The sequence below is a fragment of the Evansella tamaricis genome (genome assembly GCF_019042215.1).
GTDB classification, from domain to species: domain Bacteria; phylum Bacillota; class Bacilli; order Bacillales; family Salisediminibacteriaceae; genus Evansella; species Evansella tamaricis.
Window position 1 is genome coordinate 1 of record NZ_JAHQCS010000184.1, and the last position, 21,468, is coordinate 21,468.

The 21,468-nt window shown below is 38.6% G+C and carries 20 protein-coding genes and 1 tRNA gene; 19 read left to right on the top strand and 2 right to left on the bottom strand.

All coding sequences use genetic code 11. The annotated features are described in order from the left end of the window. The first annotated feature begins 551 nt into the window (after nucleotides 1–551). Genes steA through KS419_RS23370 form a run of 3 tightly spaced genes read left to right on the top strand, consistent with a single transcriptional unit; the run spans nucleotide 552 to nucleotide 3,018 of the window. Nucleotides 552–1,607 (top strand): putative cytokinetic ring protein SteA, encoded by a 1,056-nt coding sequence (gene steA / locus KS419_RS23360; protein WP_217069466.1) that lies wholly within the window; start codon nucleotides 552–554, stop codon nucleotides 1,605–1,607. Then, the gene (locus KS419_RS23365) at nucleotides 1,604–2,263 is read left to right on the top strand and encodes a glycosyltransferase family 2 protein (RefSeq protein WP_217069468.1); all 660 of its coding nucleotides are present in this window, start codon (nucleotides 1,604–1,606) and stop codon (nucleotides 2,261–2,263) included. Before steA ends, KS419_RS23365 begins: the two co-directional genes overlap by 4 nt. Then, nucleotides 2,248–3,018, top strand: a complete 771-nt coding sequence (locus KS419_RS23370; RefSeq protein ID WP_217069470.1) for a hypothetical protein — start codon at nucleotides 2,248–2,250, stop codon at nucleotides 3,016–3,018. Before KS419_RS23365 ends, KS419_RS23370 begins: the two co-directional genes overlap by 16 nt. Nucleotides 3,019–3,068: 50 nt before the next feature. Here the strand turns inward: KS419_RS23370 and KS419_RS23375 are convergent, their stop codons facing one another. Next, nucleotides 3,069–3,311, bottom strand: a complete 243-nt coding sequence (locus KS419_RS23375; protein WP_380086061.1) for a DUF2627 domain-containing protein — start codon at nucleotides 3,309–3,311, stop codon at nucleotides 3,069–3,071. 221 nt (nucleotides 3,312–3,532) lie between these two features. Between KS419_RS23375 and KS419_RS23380 the strand changes: the two genes are divergently transcribed. The 15 genes from KS419_RS23380 (at nucleotide 3,533) to KS419_RS23450 (ending at nucleotide 19,395) form a co-directional block, all read left to right on the top strand. Beyond that, nucleotides 3,533–5,608: a sigma 54-interacting transcriptional regulator gene (locus KS419_RS23380; protein ID WP_217069473.1), complete on the top strand. Its 2,076-nt coding sequence runs from the start codon at nucleotides 3,533–3,535 to the stop codon at nucleotides 5,606–5,608. A 179-nt stretch (nucleotides 5,609–5,787) separates the two neighbouring features. Next, nucleotides 5,788–6,699 (top strand): bifunctional enoyl-CoA hydratase/phosphate acetyltransferase, encoded by a 912-nt coding sequence (locus KS419_RS23385; protein WP_217069602.1) that lies wholly within the window; start codon nucleotides 5,788–5,790, stop codon nucleotides 6,697–6,699. A 35-nt stretch (nucleotides 6,700–6,734) separates the two neighbouring features. Continuing rightward, nucleotides 6,735–7,832, top strand: coding sequence for a branched-chain amino acid dehydrogenase (bcd, locus tag KS419_RS23390; RefSeq protein ID WP_217069475.1), 1,098 nt, complete (start codon nucleotides 6,735–6,737; stop codon nucleotides 7,830–7,832). A 79-nt stretch (nucleotides 7,833–7,911) separates the two neighbouring features. Then, entirely contained in the window at nucleotides 7,912–9,030 is a 1,119-nt protein-coding gene (gene buk, locus KS419_RS23395; protein WP_217069477.1) for a butyrate kinase, read from the top strand. Between the two features lie 11 nt (nucleotides 9,031–9,041). Further along, complete coding sequence (gene lpdA, locus KS419_RS23400; RefSeq protein ID WP_217069478.1) at nucleotides 9,042–10,469, top strand: dihydrolipoyl dehydrogenase; 1,428 nt, start codon at nucleotides 9,042–9,044, stop codon at nucleotides 10,467–10,469. Between the two features lie 46 nt (nucleotides 10,470–10,515). After that, nucleotides 10,516–11,511 (top strand): thiamine pyrophosphate-dependent dehydrogenase E1 component subunit alpha, encoded by a 996-nt coding sequence (locus tag KS419_RS23405; RefSeq protein ID WP_217069480.1) that lies wholly within the window; start codon nucleotides 10,516–10,518, stop codon nucleotides 11,509–11,511. A gap of 5 nt (nucleotides 11,512–11,516) precedes the next feature. Beyond that, the gene (locus tag KS419_RS23410) at nucleotides 11,517–12,500 is read left to right on the top strand and encodes an alpha-ketoacid dehydrogenase subunit beta (RefSeq protein WP_217069482.1); all 984 of its coding nucleotides are present in this window, start codon (nucleotides 11,517–11,519) and stop codon (nucleotides 12,498–12,500) included. A gap of 34 nt (nucleotides 12,501–12,534) precedes the next feature. Further along, entirely contained in the window at nucleotides 12,535–13,809 is a 1,275-nt protein-coding gene (locus KS419_RS23415; protein WP_217069485.1) for a dihydrolipoamide acetyltransferase family protein, read from the top strand. Nucleotides 13,810–14,141: 332 nt separating this feature from the next. Then, a complete protein-coding gene (locus KS419_RS23420) occupies nucleotides 14,142–14,606 on the top strand; it encodes a hypothetical protein (RefSeq protein WP_217069487.1) in 465 nt (154 codons plus the stop codon). A gap of 125 nt (nucleotides 14,607–14,731) precedes the next feature. After that, a complete protein-coding gene (locus KS419_RS23425) occupies nucleotides 14,732–15,952 on the top strand; it encodes a metal ABC transporter solute-binding protein, Zn/Mn family (RefSeq protein ID WP_217069489.1) in 1,221 nt (406 codons plus the stop codon). 421 nt (nucleotides 15,953–16,373) lie between these two features. Next, nucleotides 16,374–16,799: a BrxA/BrxB family bacilliredoxin gene (locus tag KS419_RS23430; protein WP_217069490.1), complete on the top strand. Its 426-nt coding sequence runs from the start codon at nucleotides 16,374–16,376 to the stop codon at nucleotides 16,797–16,799. A 102-nt stretch (nucleotides 16,800–16,901) separates the two neighbouring features. Further along, the gene (locus tag KS419_RS23435; RefSeq protein WP_217069492.1) at nucleotides 16,902–17,252 is read left to right on the top strand and encodes a hypothetical protein; all 351 of its coding nucleotides are present in this window, start codon (nucleotides 16,902–16,904) and stop codon (nucleotides 17,250–17,252) included. A 389-nt stretch (nucleotides 17,253–17,641) separates the two neighbouring features. Continuing rightward, nucleotides 17,642–17,716 (top strand) — tRNA-Arg (locus KS419_RS23440). A 116-nt stretch (nucleotides 17,717–17,832) separates the two neighbouring features. Continuing rightward, nucleotides 17,833–18,801 (top strand): aromatic acid exporter family protein, encoded by a 969-nt coding sequence (locus KS419_RS23445; RefSeq protein ID WP_217069493.1) that lies wholly within the window; start codon nucleotides 17,833–17,835, stop codon nucleotides 18,799–18,801. 66 nt (nucleotides 18,802–18,867) lie between these two features. Next, nucleotides 18,868–19,395 (top strand): L,D-transpeptidase, encoded by a 528-nt coding sequence (locus tag KS419_RS23450; protein ID WP_217069495.1) that lies wholly within the window; start codon nucleotides 18,868–18,870, stop codon nucleotides 19,393–19,395. 151 nt (nucleotides 19,396–19,546) lie between these two features. Here KS419_RS23450 and prli42 read toward each other — a convergent pair whose 3' ends face one another. Further along, complete coding sequence (gene prli42, locus KS419_RS23455; protein ID WP_217069496.1) at nucleotides 19,547–19,636, bottom strand: stressosome-associated protein Prli42; 90 nt, start codon at nucleotides 19,634–19,636, stop codon at nucleotides 19,547–19,549. Nucleotides 19,637–19,834: 198 nt separating this feature from the next. Here prli42 and KS419_RS23460 point away from each other — a divergent pair, with 198 nt between their 5' ends. Continuing rightward, nucleotides 19,835–21,460, top strand: coding sequence for an acyl-CoA mutase large subunit family protein (locus KS419_RS23460; RefSeq protein WP_343215113.1), 1,626 nt, complete (start codon nucleotides 19,835–19,837; stop codon nucleotides 21,458–21,460). The last annotated feature ends 8 nt before the right edge of the window (nucleotides 21,461–21,468 follow it).

Sequence of the window (21,468 nt, forward strand, 5' to 3'; positions counted from 1 at the left end):
TAGGAGTGGTTTTCTCCTATCAGGCGAGCGACGAGCGCAGCCATTGCCATACAGATAAAAGGAACTGAAAAAGTGGTTTTAAACTTTTTCAGTTTCTTCATATTCCCTGTGGGGCACTTCGGAAGTGACAACTGAAGTCGAAGAGCGGACTTCTAGCTACTTCTTCGAATTCGCTGTCCAACGAGCGTTTACTTCGCGAGTTAGCTTCGAGTTGCCTCGACGGATAAACAACGGAGCGATACTTGTAGAGAAAGAGGCACTGCCCTACGCTCGTGACCATAGGCGCTTGCGCTTTTCTTGAAAGGTAAGAAAGCATAAGTTTTTGCACCTTCGGGCAAGTTGTCCAGCTCCAGCGCCTACTCGCTGCGGGGCACTTCGGAAGTGACAACTGAAGTCGAAGAGCGGACTTCTAGTTGTCATTCCTCCACTGCCCTACGCTCGTGAGCATAGGCGCTTGCGCTTTTCTTATTCAATTGGTCTTTTTTTCATGGATTCTGGATTTGTTGCTAATACTAACAATTAGGAAGCAGTGATAAAGGAGAATGAATGGAATGAATCGTATAAAAGGTGAAGCTTATTTTGGTAAAAGTACGAAAAAATTACTGCATATTATTCCTAAGGGCGCAATCATAATACTGGAACATGAAGATATTGACATTGTTGCAGCAGAAGAGATGGTCCGTAAAGGTGTGAAAGCAGTTATTAATACGAAAATTTCTGTGACTGGGAAGATACCAAGATCTGGAGTAGATCATTTGCTCCACTTTGGGATTCCAGTTTTTGATTTAGATCAGCCTAAAATGAAACTAGGGAATTTACTTGATATTACAGTTATAGAAGATAAATTATTTCAAAGAAAAGGACAAGATTGGGTATTAGTTGGAGATTTAGTACCTTATACTTTGGATTTTTTTCAAAAGAAAATTTCGGAAGGGAGATTAAATTACCCGGAATTATATAAGCATTTTGTTGCTAATAGCTTTAATTTTGCCGAAAAAGAGATGGAGCTTTTTTTAAAATTCATAAACCAGCTTCCCATATTACCAGAAATTAAAGGGAAAAATGTATTTATAATTGCAAGGGGTGCGAGCCTTGAGGAAGATATACGTATGGCAAGACCCCTTTTAAAAAACCCTGATTGTGTCGTATTGGCTGTTGATGGGGCATCGGTACTACTTTCCGAATACAACATTAAGCCGGAATATATAATAGGTGATATGGATTCCATACCGGAAGATGTAACAAAATATCAATGTAGATTTATTTCTCATTCATATCTGAATGGGACGAGTCCAGGTCAAGAACGGTTAAAAAAACTGTCCATTGAATCCGAGGCAATTCCATTTCCTGGACTAAGCGAAGACTTAGCGATCATGTTAGCCTATGTCTCTCAAGCACAACATATTTACACGATTGGATGCCGCACCTCAGTGGTTGAACTTGTGGAGAAAGGCAGAAAAGGAATGGGGTCCACGTTATTAACCAGAATGTATGTGGGGGACAAGGTTTCAGATATTAAGCAAATTCATCGGCTTGTTTCATTATCGAAAATACCATTTTTTTATGATCAATCTATGAATTATGATGATGGAGTATCGAATAAATGAAAGTAGATGTAATTATACCAGCCTACAATGAAGAAGACATGATTGGAACAACTCTCACAAGTCTAATCGCTCAATCCTGGATTAATGAAATCATTGTAGTGGATGATGGTAGTAGTGATAATACATTTGATATAGCAAAGAAATACACAAACATCGTTTTAAAGCATCACAAAAATGAAGGAAAAGGAAATGCCATCATAACGGGATTAACCCATTCTAAAGGAGAATGGGTGATGCTCTTAGATGCTGATTTAGGGGAATCTGCTTCAGATGCAATTAAATTATTGGAACCTATCATAAAAGGAAGGGCAGACATGACGATTGCCATTTTTCCGCAACAAATGGAAAAAGGTTTAGGACTTGTGAAAAAGAGGGCGCAACGCATCATTCTTAAAAAAACAGGAAAACATTTAGAAGCCCCATTATCTGGACAAAGGGTCTTTCACAGGAACTGGATTGGTAAAATAATAAATCATGGTGTAGTGGGATATGGATTGGAGATACATTTAAATTTAACATTTTTGTTGAATGGAGCAACGATTGAGGAAGTACATACATCAATGAAACACCGGACCACAGGAAAAGATATAAGGGGATTTTATCACCGTGCGAAGCAATGGATTGAATTGGAGAGAACGGTATGGCATTTTCAATAATTATCTTATTATGTTTTTATCTAGTTACATTTTGTTTTAACAATCTCAAATGGACGGTAAGAAACTATAAAAGTAGAGAAGTACCGTACAGTATTGGTGCAATTTTGATGATTTTTTTGTTTGTAGATTATCTGTTTTTTAAAACTCTTTATCAAACAGGCTGGAACATGGTGTACCTTTTCCTTGTTTGGGGATTAGGATTGATTGACGATGTTTATGGAAACCCACTCCCTAAGGGAATAAAAGGTCATTTTGGCCTGTTTTTCACAGAAAAAAAATGTACAACAGGATTGGTAAAAGCACTTGGGATAACACTTGGAGCACTTGTATACGCGATTGTTCATACTGGACATTTTCCGTATTATTCTGTGGCCTTGTTAATATTTATTCCCCATTCAATGAACCTATTAGATACGAAACCACTCCGTGTCTGGAAAACGGCTTTTGTATTACTGTTTGTACCACTTATTGTTTTAAATGCAAGCTTTTTATCTATTTTTGTGACTATACTGCTATTTCTTCTATGGGCAATATATGAATCCGCAATGAAAGGAATGTTGGGGGACAATGGAGCAATGCTAATTGGAGCTTGGGTTGCCCTTGTATCTCTTCAATCAGAATCTATGATTTATCAAATTACAGTCCTTCTTTTCAGTGTTTTTATCACATGGATTGCTGAAAGGAAATCAATACAGGAATGGGTTGAACGGACACCGATCATTCGAACTTTTGATCAATGGGGGAGAGTGGAATAGGAAGGGTACCAATAACCATGATGTTATTGATACCCTTCTAAAATTAATTACTAATTGTTTGTACGTCTAAATCTAGGTGCCACTTTATTGTTTTTACGATCTCGATGTAGAATAAATCCCCCAATAAACCAAACACCAAACACTAAAGCCAACACTCCCACAATGAATTGAAGCCATAGCCATTCATAAGGCCATATTTTTATTTGAAAAATAGTATCTCTCATCAGTTTAATTCCATACCCTGCAATAAAACCAGGTATTAATAAGACACATAAAGCCAAAAAACGCTGAATAGTCATGTTAAGTTTCCTTTCTGTTGCTTTCCTACTATCATCTCTTCCCCTATTATTTTATACGAATTAGATCATGTACCGCAAATGAAAGATTGTCCTTTTTTTGTAGAATCGTGTATAGTGAGAATGAAGTGTGAAAAAATTTGCACACAGAAAATCATGATTTATTTAACTAGTCAATTGGCAAACTTACTGTATGTGTTAACGAGGGGGGAACACGGTTGAAACGGATCTTGTTAATTGGAGCAGGTGAAGGGGGAGCTTCACTAATTGATGTCCTGAAGGAAACCCAGCAATTCATCATTGTGGGAGTGGTTGACAGGAACATTAATGCTAAAGGGTTAAGAATCGCAAAAAAGTACAACATACCAACATTTCAAGGTTGGAAAGACGCCTTGGCGACACTCTCTCCATTAGATATAGTGGTGGAAGTCACTGGTAATAAAAATTTATATAACGAGATTAGAGAGTTCCTTAAGGACAAACCAATAACTCTCATCCCTAGTACTATTGCCTCTGTGATGTTTTATCTCATAGAGGAAAAAAAGAAATTGATTGAGGAAGTTACTCGTCATAATACAAAAATGGATATTATTTTAAACTCGACTTATGATGGTATGATTTCTGTAGATATGGAACAACAAATAACTTTGATAAATAAACGGGCAGAAGAGATTTCCGGATTGAGTCGGGAAGATATTTTAGGCAAAAAAATCGATACGGTCCTCCCTACAAGTCAATTACCGAATGTGCTTAAAACTGGAAAACCAGAAACGAACCGTCACCAAATTCTAACGAATGGAAGAAAGATACTAACTACGAGAGTACCTATGTATAAAGGTTCACAATTAACTGGTGCACTTGCAGTTTTTAGGGATATAACCGAGATCGTTAACATGGCAGAAGAAGTAACCAATTTAAAGAGTATTCAAGAGATGCTTGAGGCAATTATTGAATCTTCAGATGACGCTATTTCTGTTGTTGATGAAGAAGGAAAGGGCATATTAATTAATCCGGCATATACAAGACTAACTGGTTTAGCAGAGGAAGATATCATTGGTAAACCTGCAACGACAGATATTTCAGAAGGGGAAAGCATGCACATGCATGTTCTTGAAACAGGCAAAGCTGTTCGGGGAGCAAAGATGAAAGTGGGACCAAATCGAAAAGATGTGATTGTCAATGTGGCTCCTGTGATTGTGGACGGGGATATAAAGGGCAGTGTCGGTGTCATTCATGACATGTCAGAAATAGAAACATTAAATATGGAATTAGAAAAAGCGAAACATATTATTCGGAAATTGGAAGCGAAGTATAGTTTCGAAGATATTATTGGAAACTCTGACGGATTAAAAAAAGCAATTCAACAAGCTAGAATGGCTGCTGTTACTCCAGTAACAATATTATTACAAGGGGAATCTGGAACTGGTAAAGAATTATTCGCCCATGCGATACATAATGCAAGTAATCGTAAGTATAACAAATTTATTCGTGTTAACTGTGCCGCCATATCAGAATCTTTATTAGAAAGTGAATTATTCGGATACGAAGAAGGGGCCTTTTCCGGTGCGAAGCGGGGTGGAAAAAAAGGTATTTTTGAAGAGGCAGATAAAGGGAGTGTCTTTTTAGATGAAATTGCGGAGATATCACCTCAAACACAAGCCAAATTACTAAGGGTATTACAAGAAAAGGAAATTGTAAGAGTTGGTGGTACGAAGTCCATCCCAATTGATGTTCGTATTATAGCTGCGACTAATGTGAATATGGAACAGAAATTACATAATAAGGAATTTAGAAATGATTTATTCTACCGTCTGAATCGAATGCCAATAGTTATTCCGCCTCTACGAAACCGAAAAGAAGATATTCCTATTTTATCTCAGCACCTCTTAGTGAAATTAAATCAAGACTATGGTCGGAATGTGGTGGGGATCAGTCCAGCAGGAATGAAAAAGTTAACTGAATATAATTGGCCTGGGAATGTGAGAGAACTAGAAAATATCCTTGGACGCGCAATGATTCATATGCACTATTTAGAAAATCAAATTAATCAATCACACATACCGTTACTGGGACCTACAGAAGAGGCATTAAATAGTAATAATAAGATAATAAATAAGGATAATAACTTTTCCGGTAAAACATTGCAGGAAGTGTTAGATGAAACAGAAAAAGACCTGATTATCCTAGCCATCCAACAAAATGATGGAAACAAAACGAAAACAGCAAAACAATTACAAATTTCAATAAGAAATTTATATTATAAATTGGACAAGTATAATTTACAAAGGGATTAAGGATTGTAAAGCTTGCAGTAAACTGCATGCAAACAATTGCTTAGTGTGAAAAGTTTTGCAGGCATCAACAATATAATCTGTTCAGATTGGCTTAATTCTTTTTATATTAAAGTTGGCACGTGTTTTGCATGATATATACTTGGATGCTAAGGTCTTATGAAAGGTGGACAGGATTGAATATGACGTTAGATGATTTATTACAAAAAGTAAAAGAACAATCAAACCGTTCTATTGTCATTGCCCATGCAACAGACTTATCATTATTTTTGGCAGCCAAACAGGCCATTGAGGGAAAAATCGGTTCTTTTATCTTTATAGGACCTATGGATGTTATGAATAATCTGAAACTGGAATCAGGTTTTACGGAGGAGACCGAAGCAAAAATAGAATGGGTTGATTCTAAGTCTCCCCATGAATCGGCACAAAAGTCTGTTCAATATGTTTCGAGTGGACTTGCAGATGTATTGATGAAGGGAATGCTGTCCACCTCAATTTTATTAAAAGCAGTGTTACATAAAGAATATGGGTTAAGAACAGGGAAAATCCTTTCCCATATTGCTGGATTTTCGATTCCAAATAAGGATAATATTTTATTCGTAACCGATGCTGCGATGAATATTCATCCTTCCCTAAAAGAGAAAGCTGAAATTTTACAGAATGCAGTGAATACCGTACATTTAATCGGTATCCATCGGCCAAAAGTTGCTGTTATTGCAGCGGTTGAAACGGTTAATCCTGCAATGGAGGCAACGTTAGATGCAGCTGCATTGACATTGATGAACCAACGGGGTCAAATTACAAGATGTATTGTAGATGGCCCATTGGGTTTTGACAATGCCATATCCCTCGAAGCTGCGAAGCAAAAAGGAATTACATCAAGTGTTGCTGGTATGGCAGATATATTGCTTGTACCCACTATTGAAGTGGGAAATACCCTTTATAAGTCTTTAACTTATTTTGGTGGTGCCATTGTGGGAGGAATGATTGTTGGTGCTAAAGCACCTGTAATTCTTACTTCAAGATCGGATTCAGTAGACAGTAAGTTGTTTTCCATGGCTATGGCAGTCAGTTCGTCATCAGTCAATAAATAGACTTATTAACGAAGAAAATAGAGGAGGAATAAATGATGGAATTATTTAAGTATATGGAGATGTATGATTATGAACAAGTTGTCGTTTGTCAGGATAAACAATCTGGATTGAAAGCTATCATAGCGATTCACGATACAACTTTAGGGCCTGCTCTTGGTGGAACAAGGATGTGGACATATGAATCGGAAGAAGCAGCATTTGAAGATGCACTTCGTCTAGCTAAGGGTATGACCTATAAAAATGCAGCAGCAGGTTTAAATCTCGGGGGAGGAAAAACAGTTATTATCGGTGACCCTCGAAAAGATAAAAATGAAGCAATGTTCAGGGCATTCGGAAGATTTATTCAAGGTTTAAATGGACGTTATATAACTGCGGAAGACGTGGGAACAACCGTTGAGGACATGGACCTTGTATATCAAGAAACGGATTTTGTAACAGGAATTTCCCCTGCCTTTGGTTCTTCTGGAAATCCTTCTCCAGTAACAGCGTACGGGGTCTATGTAGGAATGAAGGCTGCAGCAAAGGAAGCATTTGGAGACGACTCTCTCGAAGGAAAACGTGTGGCAGTTCAGGGAGTTGGAAATGTTGCTTATACCCTTTGCCGACATCTTCATGAAGAAGGAGCGAAGTTAATTGTAACGGATATTAACAAACAGGCAGTTCAACGTGCTGTGGAAGAATTCGGTGCAGAAGCAGTGAATACAGAAGATATTTATCGTGTTGATTGTGATATCTATTCCCCATGTGCTCTTGGTGCGACAGTCAATGATGAAACAATTCCTCAATTTAAGGCGAAAGTAATTGCAGGGGCAGCGAATAATCAATTAAAAGAAACAAGACATGGGGATATTATTCAGGAGATGGGCATCGTATATGCACCAGATTATGTTATTAATTCCGGTGGAGTAATCAATGTGGCCGATGAACTTTTAGGATATAACCGTGAACGTGCATTGAAAAAAGTAGAGACAATTTACGACAGTATCTCCACCATTTTTGAAATTTCAAAGCGGGATCAAATCCCAACCTATGTTGCTGCTGACAGAATGGCAGAAGAACGGATCGAAACAATGCGTAAATCGAGAAAGCAATTTTTATCTAACGGAATGAACATCCTTAGCCGCGGCAGATGATTCCTAAATAGGTTCGGAACCCTTGTCTTTTGACAAGGGTTCATCTACAAAGTCGTTTCAATACGATGGAGGTAATGAAGTGGAACAGAAAGAATTTAGAATTTTAACGATAAATCCAGGATCCACATCTACGAAAATTGGAGTATTTGATGATGAGCATATCATTGTGGAGGAAACAATCCGCCATGACAGAAAGGTCTTAAATGAGTTTGACTCGATCATTCAGCAATACCCTTTCCGAAAAAATATGATTTTGGAAACACTCGACAAAAGTGGAATTAACCTTTCAAAGCTTTCAGCTGTTGTTGGAAGAGGGGGCTTACTGAGACCGATTGAAGGTGGAACATACTCTGTGAATGAAGTCATGCTAGAAGATTTGAAAAAGGGATATTCAGGACAGCATGCCTCTAATTTAGGTGGAATATTAGCACATGAAATTGCATCTCAATTAAATATTAATGCCTATATTGTTGATCCAGTAGTCGTGGATGAAATGGAACCGATTGCAAAGGTATCTGGTTTTGCAGATGTTGACCGAAAAAGTATTTTCCACGCGCTTAACCAAAAGGCTGTGGCCAGGCGTGTAGCAACGGATCTTCAACAACCTTATGAAAACCTAAATTTAATAGTCGTTCATATGGGGGGAGGGATCACAGTTGGTGTTCACAAAGATGGTCGTGTCATTGATGTAAATAACGGACTTCATGGAGAAGGTCCATTTTCTCCGGAGCGTGCGGGAACTGTTCCTGCCGGAGACCTCGTTTCCATGTGTTTTTCGGGAGAATATTTTGCAGATGAGATAATGAAGAAAATTGTAGGACAAGGTGGTCTCGTTGGTTATTTAGGAACTAATGATGCGATTGAGGTGGAGAACCGAATTTCCAAAGGAGACGAGAAAGCGGAATTGGTCTATGATGCAATGGCTTACCAAGTCGCGAAGGAGATTGGTGCTGCTTCCACGGTATTGGCAGGTAAAATCGATAGTATTGTCCTTACTGGTGGCTTAGCTTATGGTAAACAATTTGTCTCCAAAATCATTGACCGTGTGAAGTGGATTGCAGAAGTAATTGTAAAACCAGGTGAAAACGAACTGCAGGCGTTAGCTGAAGGAGCGCTACGAGTTCTAAGAAATGAAGAAAATGCAAAGGAATATCTAGGTGGAACGGAGAAAGAGTCTAAAAATGCAAAAACTCACTAGGAGGATATACAATGGCCGTTGATTATGATTTAGTTATTCTTGGAGCAGGTACTGGGGGATATGTTGCTGCTATCCGTGCTTCTCAACTTGGTATGAAAGTAGCTGTAGTAGAAAAGGAAAAATTAGGGGGAACATGTCTACATAAGGGCTGTATTCCAAGTAAAGCATTATTGCGAAGTGCAGAAGTTTATAAGACGGTTCAAAAAAGTAATGACTTCGGGGTGGAAATAGGAGAATCCAGTTTAAATTTTTCAAAAGTACAAAAGCGAAAAGAAAAAATTGTTGACCAGCTTTACAAGGGGGTTCAACATTTAATGAAACAAGGGAAAATTGATGTGTATAAAGGTTTCGGACGTATTCTTGGACCTTCCATCTTCTCCCCTTCTCCAGGAACGATTTCGGTAGAAATGGCGGATGGGAGCAACAATGAGATGTTAGTTCCTAAGAATGTGATAATAGCAACCGGAAGCAGGCCTAGAACCTTGCCAGGGCTAGAAATTGATCATGTTCATGTACTCACTTCAGATGACGCCCTTGAGTTAGAAGAATTACCAAAAACTATTACAATCATTGGCGGAGGAGTCATTGGAATTGAATGGGCTTCTATGCTTGCAGATTTTGGAGTTGAAGTAACGGTTTTGGAATACTTACCAAAAATATTACCCACAGAAGATTCCGATATTTCGAAGGAAATGCTCCGTGCCATGAAGAAAAAAGGTGTCAAAGTAATTACAGGTGCAAAAGTTTTATCGGACCAGGTCAAGGTGGAAGGGAAGCTGATGTCTGTACCATATGAACATAAAGGGGAAGTTAAGACACTACAATCTGATAAGGTACTTGTATCTGTGGGCAGATCAGCAAACATAGACGATATAGGATTGCAAAACACAGATATAAAGATTGAAAACGGATTTATCGTCACGAATGAATTTTATCAGACGAAAGAATCTCACATATACGCCATTGGAGATGTTATTGGCGGATTACAACTAGCCCATGTTGCGTCCCATGAAGGAATTGCAGCTGTTGAACATCTGGCAGGGAAAGACGCCCATCCAGTAGATCCAAACATGGTTCCAAAATGTACATACTCTTCCCCTGAGGTGGCAAGTGTCGGATTATCGGAAGATGCGGCTAAGGACCAGGGATACAATGTGAAAACAGGTGTTTTCTCATTTAAAGCAATCGGAAAAGCACTTGTTTATGGGGATACATCTGGATTTGTTAAATTTGTTTCCAATAGTAAAAATGATGACTTGTTAGGGGTGCATATGATTGGACCTCATGTTACAGATATGATTTCAGAAGCAGCATTAGCTAAAGTTTTAGATGCCACGCACTGGGAAGTGGCAGATACTATTCACCCGCATCCAAGCTTGTCGGAAGCAATTGGGGAAGCGGCATTGGCAGTAGACGGAAAAGCGATTCATGGTGGATAAAACCACTGATATAAATTAATATTTTTTGAAACAAGGAGGGAATTTTATGACTAAACTTCGGCATCACCAATTGGGATTATCTGATGAAGATGTACTTCAAATGTTTAAAACAATGGTTTTAGCAAGAATGATTGATGAACGTATGTGGCTACTAAATCGAGCAGGGAAGATACCTTTTGTTATATCTTGTCAAGGACAAGAGGCAGCTCAAGTAGGGGCGGCCATGGCATTAAACAAAGACAAGGATTATGTTCTCCCATATTATCGGGATATGGGTGTTGTACTTCACTTTGGAATGACGACACAAGAGTTAATGCTATCGGGTTTTGCAAAAGCAGAAGATCCAAACTCAGGAGGTAGACAAATGCCAGGTCACTTTGGCAAAAGTAAGAACAGAATCGTAACTGGATCTTCTCCTGTGACAACACAAGTACCTCATGCCGTTGGCTTTGGACTTGCCGCGAAAATGAAAAAGGAAGATTGGGTAGCATTCACTACTTTCGGAGAGGGTTCATCTAATCAAGGAGATTTCCATGAGGGGATAAACTTTGCCAGTGTACACGATCTCCCGTGTATCTTCATGTGCGAGAACAATAAATACGCCATCTCTGTTCCATTAGAAAAACAGTTAAACTGTGAAAATGTATCGGACCGTGCGGTGGGATATGGTATTCATGGTGAAACGGTGGACGGGAATGATCCGTTGGCTGTGTATGAAGCAATTTCGAAAGCAAGAAAACGTGCAATCGAAGGTGGGGGACCTTCGCTTATTGAGACGGTATCTTATCGATTAACTCCTCATTCAAGTGACGATGATGATAGTGTTTATCGCGCGAAGGAAGAAGTGGAGGCAGCTAAAAAAATTGATTCTATAATAACGTTTGGCTCTTATTTAAAGGAAGTAGGTCTATTATCTGATAAAACGGAAGAAGAACTCCGGACCAATCTGCGTAAAGAAATTGATGAGGCAACAGATTATGCAGAAAAAGCAGGATATGCTGAACCAGAAAGTGCCTTGAAATACGTTTATGGGGAGGAGTGATGACAATGCCAATTATATCTTATATTGAAGCTGTAACCCGTGCCATAAGAGAAGAGATGGAACGGGATGAAAACGTATTTGTACTAGGGGAAGACGTGGGGAAACGTGGGGGCGTTTTCCGTGCCACCAATGGTCTATATGAACAGTTTGGAGAGGAGCGGGTTATTGATACGCCACTTGCTGAATCAGCAATTGCTGGAGTGGGCATTGGTGCGGCCATGTATGGACTAAGACCAATTGCAGAGATGCAATTTGCCGATTTTATTATGCCTGCTGTAAATCAAATTATATCGGAAGCTGCAAAGATTCGTTATCGTTCCAACAATGATTGGCAATGTCCAATTACAATAAGGGCACCGTACGGTGGAGGTGTTCATGGTGCTTTATACCACTCCCAATCCGTAGAAGCAATCTTTGCAAATGTTCCAGGTCTCAAAATAGTAATGCCATCCACACCTTATGATGTTAAAGGATTATTAAAAGCAGCCATTCGCAGTAATGATCCAGTCCTATTTTTTGAGCATAAACGGGCTTATCGTTTAATCAAAGGAGAAGTTCCCGATGAAGATTACACCCTCCCTATAGGAAAAGCGGATGTAAAACGAGAAGGAGATGACATTACCGTCATAACGTATGGATTATGTGTTCACTTCGCGATGCAAGCCGCAGAGAATCTAGCGAAGCAAGGTTACCAGGCACATATTCTTGATTTGCGTACGGTTTATCCTTTAGATAAAGAAGCGATAATCGAGGCTGCAAGAAAAACTGGTAAAGTGCTATTGGTCACTGAAGATAATAAGGAAGGCAGTATTATAAGTGAAGTATCAGCTATTATCGCAGAACATTGTATGTTTGATCTGGATGCACCCATTAAGCGCTTGGCAGGCCCTGATGTACCTGCAATGCCTTACGCTCCAACGATGGAAAAATATTTTATGGTGAATCCTGATAAAGTAGAAGCGGCAATGAAAGAATTAGCAGAATTCTAATAGAAGACAGAGACCTTCAAGGAGGTGCCAGTCAATGGCCACAAAGATCACAATGCCTCAGTTAGGAGAAAGTGTTACTGAGGGTACCATTACGAAATGGCTCGTTAAACCTGGTGATAAAGTTAATAAATATGATCCTATCGCCGAAGTAATGACAGATAAAGTGAATGCAGAAGTTCCTTCTTCCTACACTGGGTCGATTAAAGAACTTGTTGCAGAAGAGGATCAGACGATTGCTGTTGGTGAAGTCATCTGTACGATGACAGTGGAAGGAGACGAAGAGTCTTCTGCAGTGGAGCAAGATACTTCTGAAACTGTTTCTGTTCAAGACTCTGCCCAACAGACTGGTGAAGATGAATCAAATAAGCGCCGATATTCTCCTGCGGTCCTACGTTTATCCCAAGAGCATGGGATTGATTTAGAGCAAGTAAATGGGAGCGGAAAAGGCGGGCGGATTACAAGGAAAGATTTACAGGCAATCATTGATAGTGGAGAATTTCCAGTAACCACTGTAGATGCAAAGAAAGAAAAGGAAAATAGCGACTCCCGATCTGCAAAAGAGACACGTCCTGTTTCATCATCCTTAGTGAGTGGAACAGCATCAGGAAGAGTGGAAGAGATTCCTGTGAGTGGTGTTCGTAAAGCAATTGCAAACAATATGGTTAAATCAAAGCACGAAGCACCGCACGCTTGGATGATGATAGAAGTGGATGTGACAGACCTAGTTCGTTATCGGAATAAAGTGAAAGACGAGTTCCAGAGGAAAGAGGAAATAAAACTAACATTTTTGCCATTCTTTGTGAAAGCAGCAGTGGATGCCCTTAAGCAATTCCCAGAAGTAAATTCCATGTGGGCGGGAGATAAAATACTTCGTAATAAAGATGTTAATATCTCTTTAGCAGTTGCTACGGAAAAGGAACTTTTTGTTCCAGTTATTAAGCATGCAGATGAGAAGACGATTAAAGGCTTGGCGAGGGAAATCAATGATCTTGCGTCAAAAGTGCGGAATAACTCTTTAAAGCAAGAGGACATGCAGGGAGGAACATTTACCGTAAATAATACAGGTTCTTTTGGATCGATCATGTCACAACCGATCATTAATCATCCTCAAGCGGCAATTTTATCGGTGGAATCAATCGTTAAACGTCCGGTAATTATGGAGCATGATGCCATTGCTGTCCGTCATATGGTGAACTTATGCATGTCATTAGATCATCGAGTATTGGATGGCCTTATTTGCGGCAAATTCTTAGGACATATAAAAACCAGCTTAGAGAATATGAATGAAAAAACTATTTCAATTTATTAATGAAAAAGAGGGTCTTGTCTACCATTGTGAAGTAGTCAGTGAAGAACGACCAGCAAGCTCGCATCGATGTTCTATTGATGTAAGCTTGCTCTTTTTTTGAAAGATAAGTATACGTTTTTGCACCCTCGGGTATTGTCTAGCTCCAGCGCCTACTCTCTGCGGGGCACTTCGGAAGTGACAACCGAAGTCAAAGATCGGACTTCTAGTTGTCATTCCTCCACTGCCCTACGCTCGTGAGCTTAGGCGCTTGCGCTTTTCTTATGTTTACTTAGATGAATAGAGGATAGTTGAATGTGTATACTAAGGGCAAAAAGAAAGGATGAATGACAAGAATGAAAAAGTTTCAGACTATTACATTACTATTTTCCCTTATCATGATAATTATTTTCCCTATTTCAACTATTGCAGAAGATTCCAGTGATGATGATATTGATAAAGAATGTGAGATGAATCAGGATATTAAACATCGCCATAAAGATATGTGGATACATATACAATTTTATTATGAATTATTGTTAGACAAATATCATCCAGAGTTAAAAACGGAATGGAAAGAAATTATGAGGGAACGGGAAACGATATTAAAGAAATGGAAAGAATTAAAAAAAGAGGGGAAAGAATTTGATCACTCCATGATTAGTGAGGAGTGGAAGGAAAAACATCAACAATATCATGAAGCATTTTTAGAAGCAGTGAAAATAAGAGATGATGAAAAAATCAAATCCCTTTTACCCAAATTATTGGAACTCCAAAAGAGTTGGAATAGAGATCAAAAAAGGGTTTTACAAGAAGAATAGTTAACGACTTTTTAAAAAGGACGAGTTAATCGTAGTCATTCTTATTTACAAAACGTAACATTTACGATATAATCCGTAGTGGGTTGTTCATAAAACGTAATTATTACGAAAGGGGAAAATAAGAAATGAAGCGATTATCGTTCTTTTTTTCAATTATGTTATTATTGTCTACTATTCTAGCTGCATGTGGACAAAATGAAGAAGATGTGTCGGAAGCGGGGGAAGATTCAGATTCGGAAGATGTCGTTGATGAAGTGGTTGAAGAAACGATTGAACCTATTTTGGTATATACAACACTTTTTCCATTAGAAGATTTTACATATCGAATTGGTGGAGAATATGTAGAAGTGGTTAATATAGTACCAGTAGGTGCAGATGCCCATTCATTTGAACCAACTGTTAATCAAATGGTAAGTATAGCCGAGGCAGACTTGTTCATCTATAACGGTGCAGGATTTGAAGGATTTGCGGAAAGAATAAAAGAAACTATTGAAACTCATGAGGTCACAGTACTTACGGCTTCAGACGGAATTGAATTAATAGATTATCACCATGATCATGATCACGGTCACAGTCACGATGATGACGATCATGGCCACAGTCATGATGATGACGATCATGGTCACAGTCACGATGATGACGATCATGGCCACAGTCATGATGATGACGATCATGGCCACAGTCATGATGATGACGATCATGGTCACAGTCATGATGATGACGATCATGGCCACAGTCACGATGATGACGATCATGGTCACAGTCATGATGATGACGATCACGGTCACAGTCATGATGATGACGATCACAGTCATGATCATGGAGACGAAGATCCACATGTATGGTTAGACCCTATTAGAGCAATTCAAGTTGCTGAAAATATTAAAAATGAATTAGTGGAATTACGACCAGAGGCACGTGACACATTTGAAGCAAACTTTGAAGAATTAAAAGGAGAATTGGAACTCCTTAATGAGGAATTCCTTGCCATGACAGAGGATATTTCCAAAGACACAATTGTAGTTTCTCATGCTGGATATGGATATTGGGAAGAAAGATATGGCATACATCAAATTGGTATTGCCGGGATCTCACCAACTAACGAGCCTTCCATTAGGCAAATTCAAGATGTGATTGAATTTATCGAAACAAAGGGAATTAATCACATTATGTTTGAACAGAATATCCCTACTAACATCGCTGAAACAGTCAGGCAAGAAGTGGGTGCAGAGGCTTTATGGATTCATAATTTGGAATCCATCACAGAAGAGAATGTGGCTGCCGGAGATGACTATTTTAGTCTAATGCGAAAGAATATTGAGACATTAAAGACAGCACTTCAATAAATACACGGGGATAAGGGGTAGATTTACCCTTTATCCCCTTAGTTTTTCTGTACTAGAGGATTAGTGGTGTCTAGCACTTTCTTAATAGGTAAGAATTTATAAGTTTTGGCACCTTCGGGCAATGTCTAGCTCCAGCGCCTACTCGCAAGGGAACTGAAAAAGTGGTGCTTTTCCACTTTTACAGTCCCTAAGCAACTTCGGAAGTGACAACTGAAGTCAAAGAGCGGACTTCAAGTTGTCATTCCTCCACTGCCCTACGCTCGTGACCATAGGCGCTTGCGCTTTTCTTATTTCTTTTGTTAAAAATAAAAGAATGGATTAAAATAAGAAGGATCAAAATAAGAAGGATCAAAAATCTTGGTAAACAACGTACATACAGTGTAAAATGAAAATAACGGTTAAACAGAAAGGGTGTATATAAATGGATTTTCAAATGTTTATGAATGATGTTGTTGAAACAGCTAGAAAAGAGATGGTTGAAGGAGGGTATAAAGAACTTAAAACTCCGGATGAAGTTGATGCTCTTTTCAAAAATAATGGAACAACGTTTGTTATGATTAATTCAGTTTGCGGATGTGCAGGTGGCATTGCTCGCCCATCAGCATTGTATATGAAAAACTATGAGGTGCAGGCTGATAATTACGCTACAGTTTTTGCAGGTCAAGACAAAGAAGCTACCGAACAGGCACGTTCATATTTTACTGGTTACCAGCCTTCATCCCCTTCTTTTGCTCTTATTAAAGATGGTAAAGTTCAAGCGATGGTAGAACGCCATGAAATAGAGGGTCATGAACCTATCGAGGTAGTTCAAAAATTGGAGAAAGCCTTCGATCAGTACTTTAAATAAATTTTTTTTCTGTAAGCGCAAGGAGGTTCTATTGGAAACCTCCTTTTCTTATGGTATAATTTTGCTTTGTAATCGTAATAAGGTTTGTAAAGGGGTATTAATATGAATGAATTGTATAAACAAATACATATTTACTTAAACATGGATAAAGAAATTTCTTTTGATGAATTTGATGATTACTATAAAAAGATTTTAGAATACTTTAATGAGCATGCCGATAATTTCGATGAAGATGCACTTTGGAAAGGATTATTTATTTCAGAGAATGTCATGACAAATGCCGATGCGCGAGCGAAAGAAGCAAAAAAATCAGATGCGAAGAAATATAAAAAAATTTCGCAACGTCTTTCATTATGGGCTCAAAATTTCAGTGCCAGATTAGGTGAAATGGGCTATACAAATGACCAGCTGAATGAACGATTTGAAGAGATGTTTGAGGAGGAAGTGGAGTAACTTTTTTAGACTACTCGCAAGGGAACTGAAAAAGTGGTTTTAAACTTTTTCAGTTGCTTCTTAATTACTACGGGGCACTTCGGAAGTGACAACCGAAGTCAAAGATCGGACTTCTAGCTACTTCTTCGAATTCGCTGTCCAACGAGCGGTTACTTCGCGAATATGCTTCGAGTTGCCTCGACGGATACTCTTCAGAGCGATGCTTGTAGAGGAAGAGGCACTGCCCTACGCTCGTGACCATAGGCGCTTGCGCTTTTCTTATTAAACTATTTGAAAATTTAAAGTTATCACTGATCCCTTGATTTTTTTGTGATTGATTGCTATACTCCTATAGTACACATGATTATGTTTTAAACATGGTCAAAAAATAATCTAAACGCCTAATCTTTGCGCCTGTAGTGAAATGGATATCATACGAGATTTCGGCTCTCGCGTTCCGGGTTCGAATCCTGGCGGGCGCGCCATACATAAACTTAACTCTGGGTCTTCCCGGAGTTTTTTAATTTTTTTTTGTTGAAATGTAATACTAACATCATGTGAGTGGAGAATTATTTTAAATATGGAGAGTTGGTGAAAAGGGTTGTTTCGCATTGGATATCGGACCATAAAAACAGCACTTGGTGCAGCCATTGCTATTGGTATTGCACAAGCCTTTCAATTGGACTTTTTTGCTTCTGCAGGAATTATTACTATTTTATGTATTCAGAAGACAAGAAGGAAATCCTTTCAAATGTCATGGGCTAGATTTTTAGCTTGCATCATTGGATTACTATATGCAGGACTACTGTTTGAATACATCGCTTATCATCCGATAACAGTAGGTGTACTCTTATTATTATTTATTCCAACAACGTTGTTGTTAAAAATACAAGCTGGTATAGTAACTAGTTCTGTAATTATTTTACATATTTACACTTCTGGTCAAGTTACCCTTAACTTAATACTAAATGAATTAGCACTAATTTCAATTGGTATATTTTGTGCTTTACTAATGAATGCGTATATGCCGAGTGTTGAAACGAAGTTGAGTAAAATGCAGCAGCAGTTGGAACGGAATTTTTCTAAAATCTTTCAAGAATTTTCAGTTTACGTGAAAACCGGTCAGAGTACTTGGAGTGGAAAGGAAATTACCAATTCAGCAACATTATTAGAAGAAGCCCAAACGATTGCAGCACAGAATTTAGAAAATCACCTGTTAAGGTATGATGACCAATACTATCATTATTTTAAAATGCGAGAGAAACAATTAGAAATTATTGAAAGAATGATGCCATTATTAACTACAATTGAAATTCAATTGAAGCAAGGGGAAATGGTGGCAGATTATATGAAAGAATTAAGTGAAGGAGTAAATCCTGGAAACACATCTTCAAAATATGTTGAAAAATTGGACCATTTAAAGAAAATATTTAAGAATATGCCCCTTCCTGAAACGAGAGAGGAATTCGAAGCAAGATCTGCATTAATGCATCTTGTATATGAAATAAATGAATACCTTCTGATTAAGCAACAATTCAAGCCTATAAAAAAATATTCAATCTTCCGGTGAATAATTAACGTTGCCTCAAGCAACAACTATAGGAAAGAAGATACTCTAAGAAGGTAGTGATCAGTTATGAAATCACTTTTTCTTTCCATTCTCCTTATTGTGTCACCCATTTGGCCATTAGGGGAAAATCCGCTAGTGGGAGATCCTTATTTAATCGTTAATAAAAGGACAAACGAACTGGCGTATATTGTAAGTGGGGAAGTTAAGCAAACCTTCGATGTGGCAACTGGTAAAATGGATTCCCTTACACCAGAAGGGGAATACACGATTACCGTTAAGGCTGTGGAGCCTTATTACCGAAAAGATAATATTGAAGGGGGAAGTAAAGATAACCCCTTGGGTACCAGGTGGATCGGGTTTGATGCAGAGGGAACTGACGGAAGGATTTACGGAATTCATGGAACAAACAATCCTGCTTCTGTCGGTCAATATTTAACATCTGGTTGTGTGAGGATGAATAATGGAGATGTGGAAATTTTGTTTGAAGAAGTTCCATTAGGTATGAAAGTATTAATTACCACATCAGAAAAGTCATTCCAAGAGCTAGGTATAGAATTCGGTGCTATTGCAGAAAAAACTCAAGATAATAATTAGCAATATAAAGAAGGATGTCCCATAAAAATTTTGGGACATCTTCTTTCTCTTTGTACGGACGCTTTTAGGTTCATTAACTCAGAAATGAAAAAAATCGCCCTTCTTCAAACGATACCGAAGGAGCGACATTTTCTATTCTCATTCTGCTAAATTAGAATAATGCAACGGAACCTAGAATGGTACCTAGCGCCATAGTTGCAATCATTATATAAATAATAACTTTTCGATATTTACGGGGCATTGTCTTACCTCCTTGAATAATGCTATACCCATTTTACTTTATATTTAGGCGATGTGACAAGGGGGACAAGACATATTCCTTTAAGAGATACACTGTTTTCGTCCTTAAAAGAGGAAATAATGCATATTATATCGAAGTAATTATTATCTTAAAAAATTTCAGTCTTTTGCCGAAATGGTTAAAGGAGGATTTATCATCGTGATAGATAAGGAAAAATGGCATGAGCGGGCTAAAGAAGAGGTTCAAAAACACCCAGAAAGAAAAGAGGCTTTCACTACCTCTTCATCCATACCAATCGACCGTGTTTATTTACCTGAAAAGGTGGATGGGAGTTATGAGGAATTAGGTTTCCCGGGAGAATATCCATATACTCGTGGGATTCGGCGCACGATGTATCGAGGACGTTTTTGGACGATGAGGCAGTATGCTGGATTCGGCTCGGCAGATGAAACAAATAAACGGTTTAAATACCTTTTAGAACAGGGACAAACTGGTTTGTCAGTTGCTTTTGATTTGCCGACTCAAATAGGATACGATTCCGATGATCCAATGTCCCTTGGGGAAGTTGGAAAAGTAGGAGTAGCTATCGATACATTAAAAGATATGGAAATTCTTTTTGACGGAATATCATTAGATCAAGTTAGTACTTCCATGACCATCAATGCGCCAGCATCGGTGTTACTTGCCATGTATATTGTGGTGGCAGAAAAACAAGGTGTTGCAATGAATAAGATCCAAGGTACGATTCAAAATGATATTTTAAAGGAGTATATTGCAAGAGGCACTTACATTTTCCCCCCTAAGCCTTCCATGAGATTAATTACAGATATTTTTGCATATTGTACGGAGCACACACCTAAATTTAACACTATAAGTATTAGTGGATATCACATACGTGAAGCTGGTTCCACAGCAGTACAAGAGTTAGCATTCACTCTATCAAACGCCATGGCATATGTTGATGCTGCGTTGGAGGCAGGATTAGATATTGATAAATTTGCACCAAGACTCGCTTTCTTTTTTAATGGACATAATCAGTTTTTCGAGGAAATAGCAAAGTTTCGTGCCGCAAGACGAATGTGGGCGAAAATTATGAAAGAGAAGTATGGTGCAAAAAAAGAAAAGAGTATGCAGCTAAGGTTCCACACACAAGTTGCAGGGTCCACATTAACTGCACAACAACCGGACAATAATATAGTCCGTGTTGCTTTACAAGCGTTGGCTGCAGTGTTAGGTGGTACACAAAGTCTTCATACAAATGCAAAGGATGAGGCTCTTGCGTTACCTACGGAGGAATCAGCCCGAATTGCATTACGGACACAGCAAATTATTGCTCACGAAACTGGTGTGGCAGATACAATCGATCCTTTAGGAGGTTCTTATTATATTGAGACACTTACGGATCAATTAGAACAGAAAGCACAAGAGTATATGGAGGAAATAACCACTAGAGGAGGGGCAGTTGCAGCGGTGGAACAACAATATATGCAAAGGGAGATTCACCGTGCAGCTTACGATACACAAAAGAAGTTGGAGCGGGAAGAGGAAATTGTTATTGGTGTAAACCGTTATCAATTGGAAGAGGAACCTCAACCAGATTTACTTCGCGTTGATGATAAATTAGTAGAAGCGCAACTGGACAGACTTCAAAAGGTGAAACAGGAAAGAATTGATACGGAAGTGAAAGAAGCATTGTCGGCGTTAAAAAAAGCTGCAGAAGGTACAGAAAACTTGATGCCGTTTATTATTGAGGCTGTCAGAAGGTATGCCAGCATCGGGGAAATCTGCCATACTTTAAGGGATGTGTTTGGAGAATACGAGTAGAGGGATGG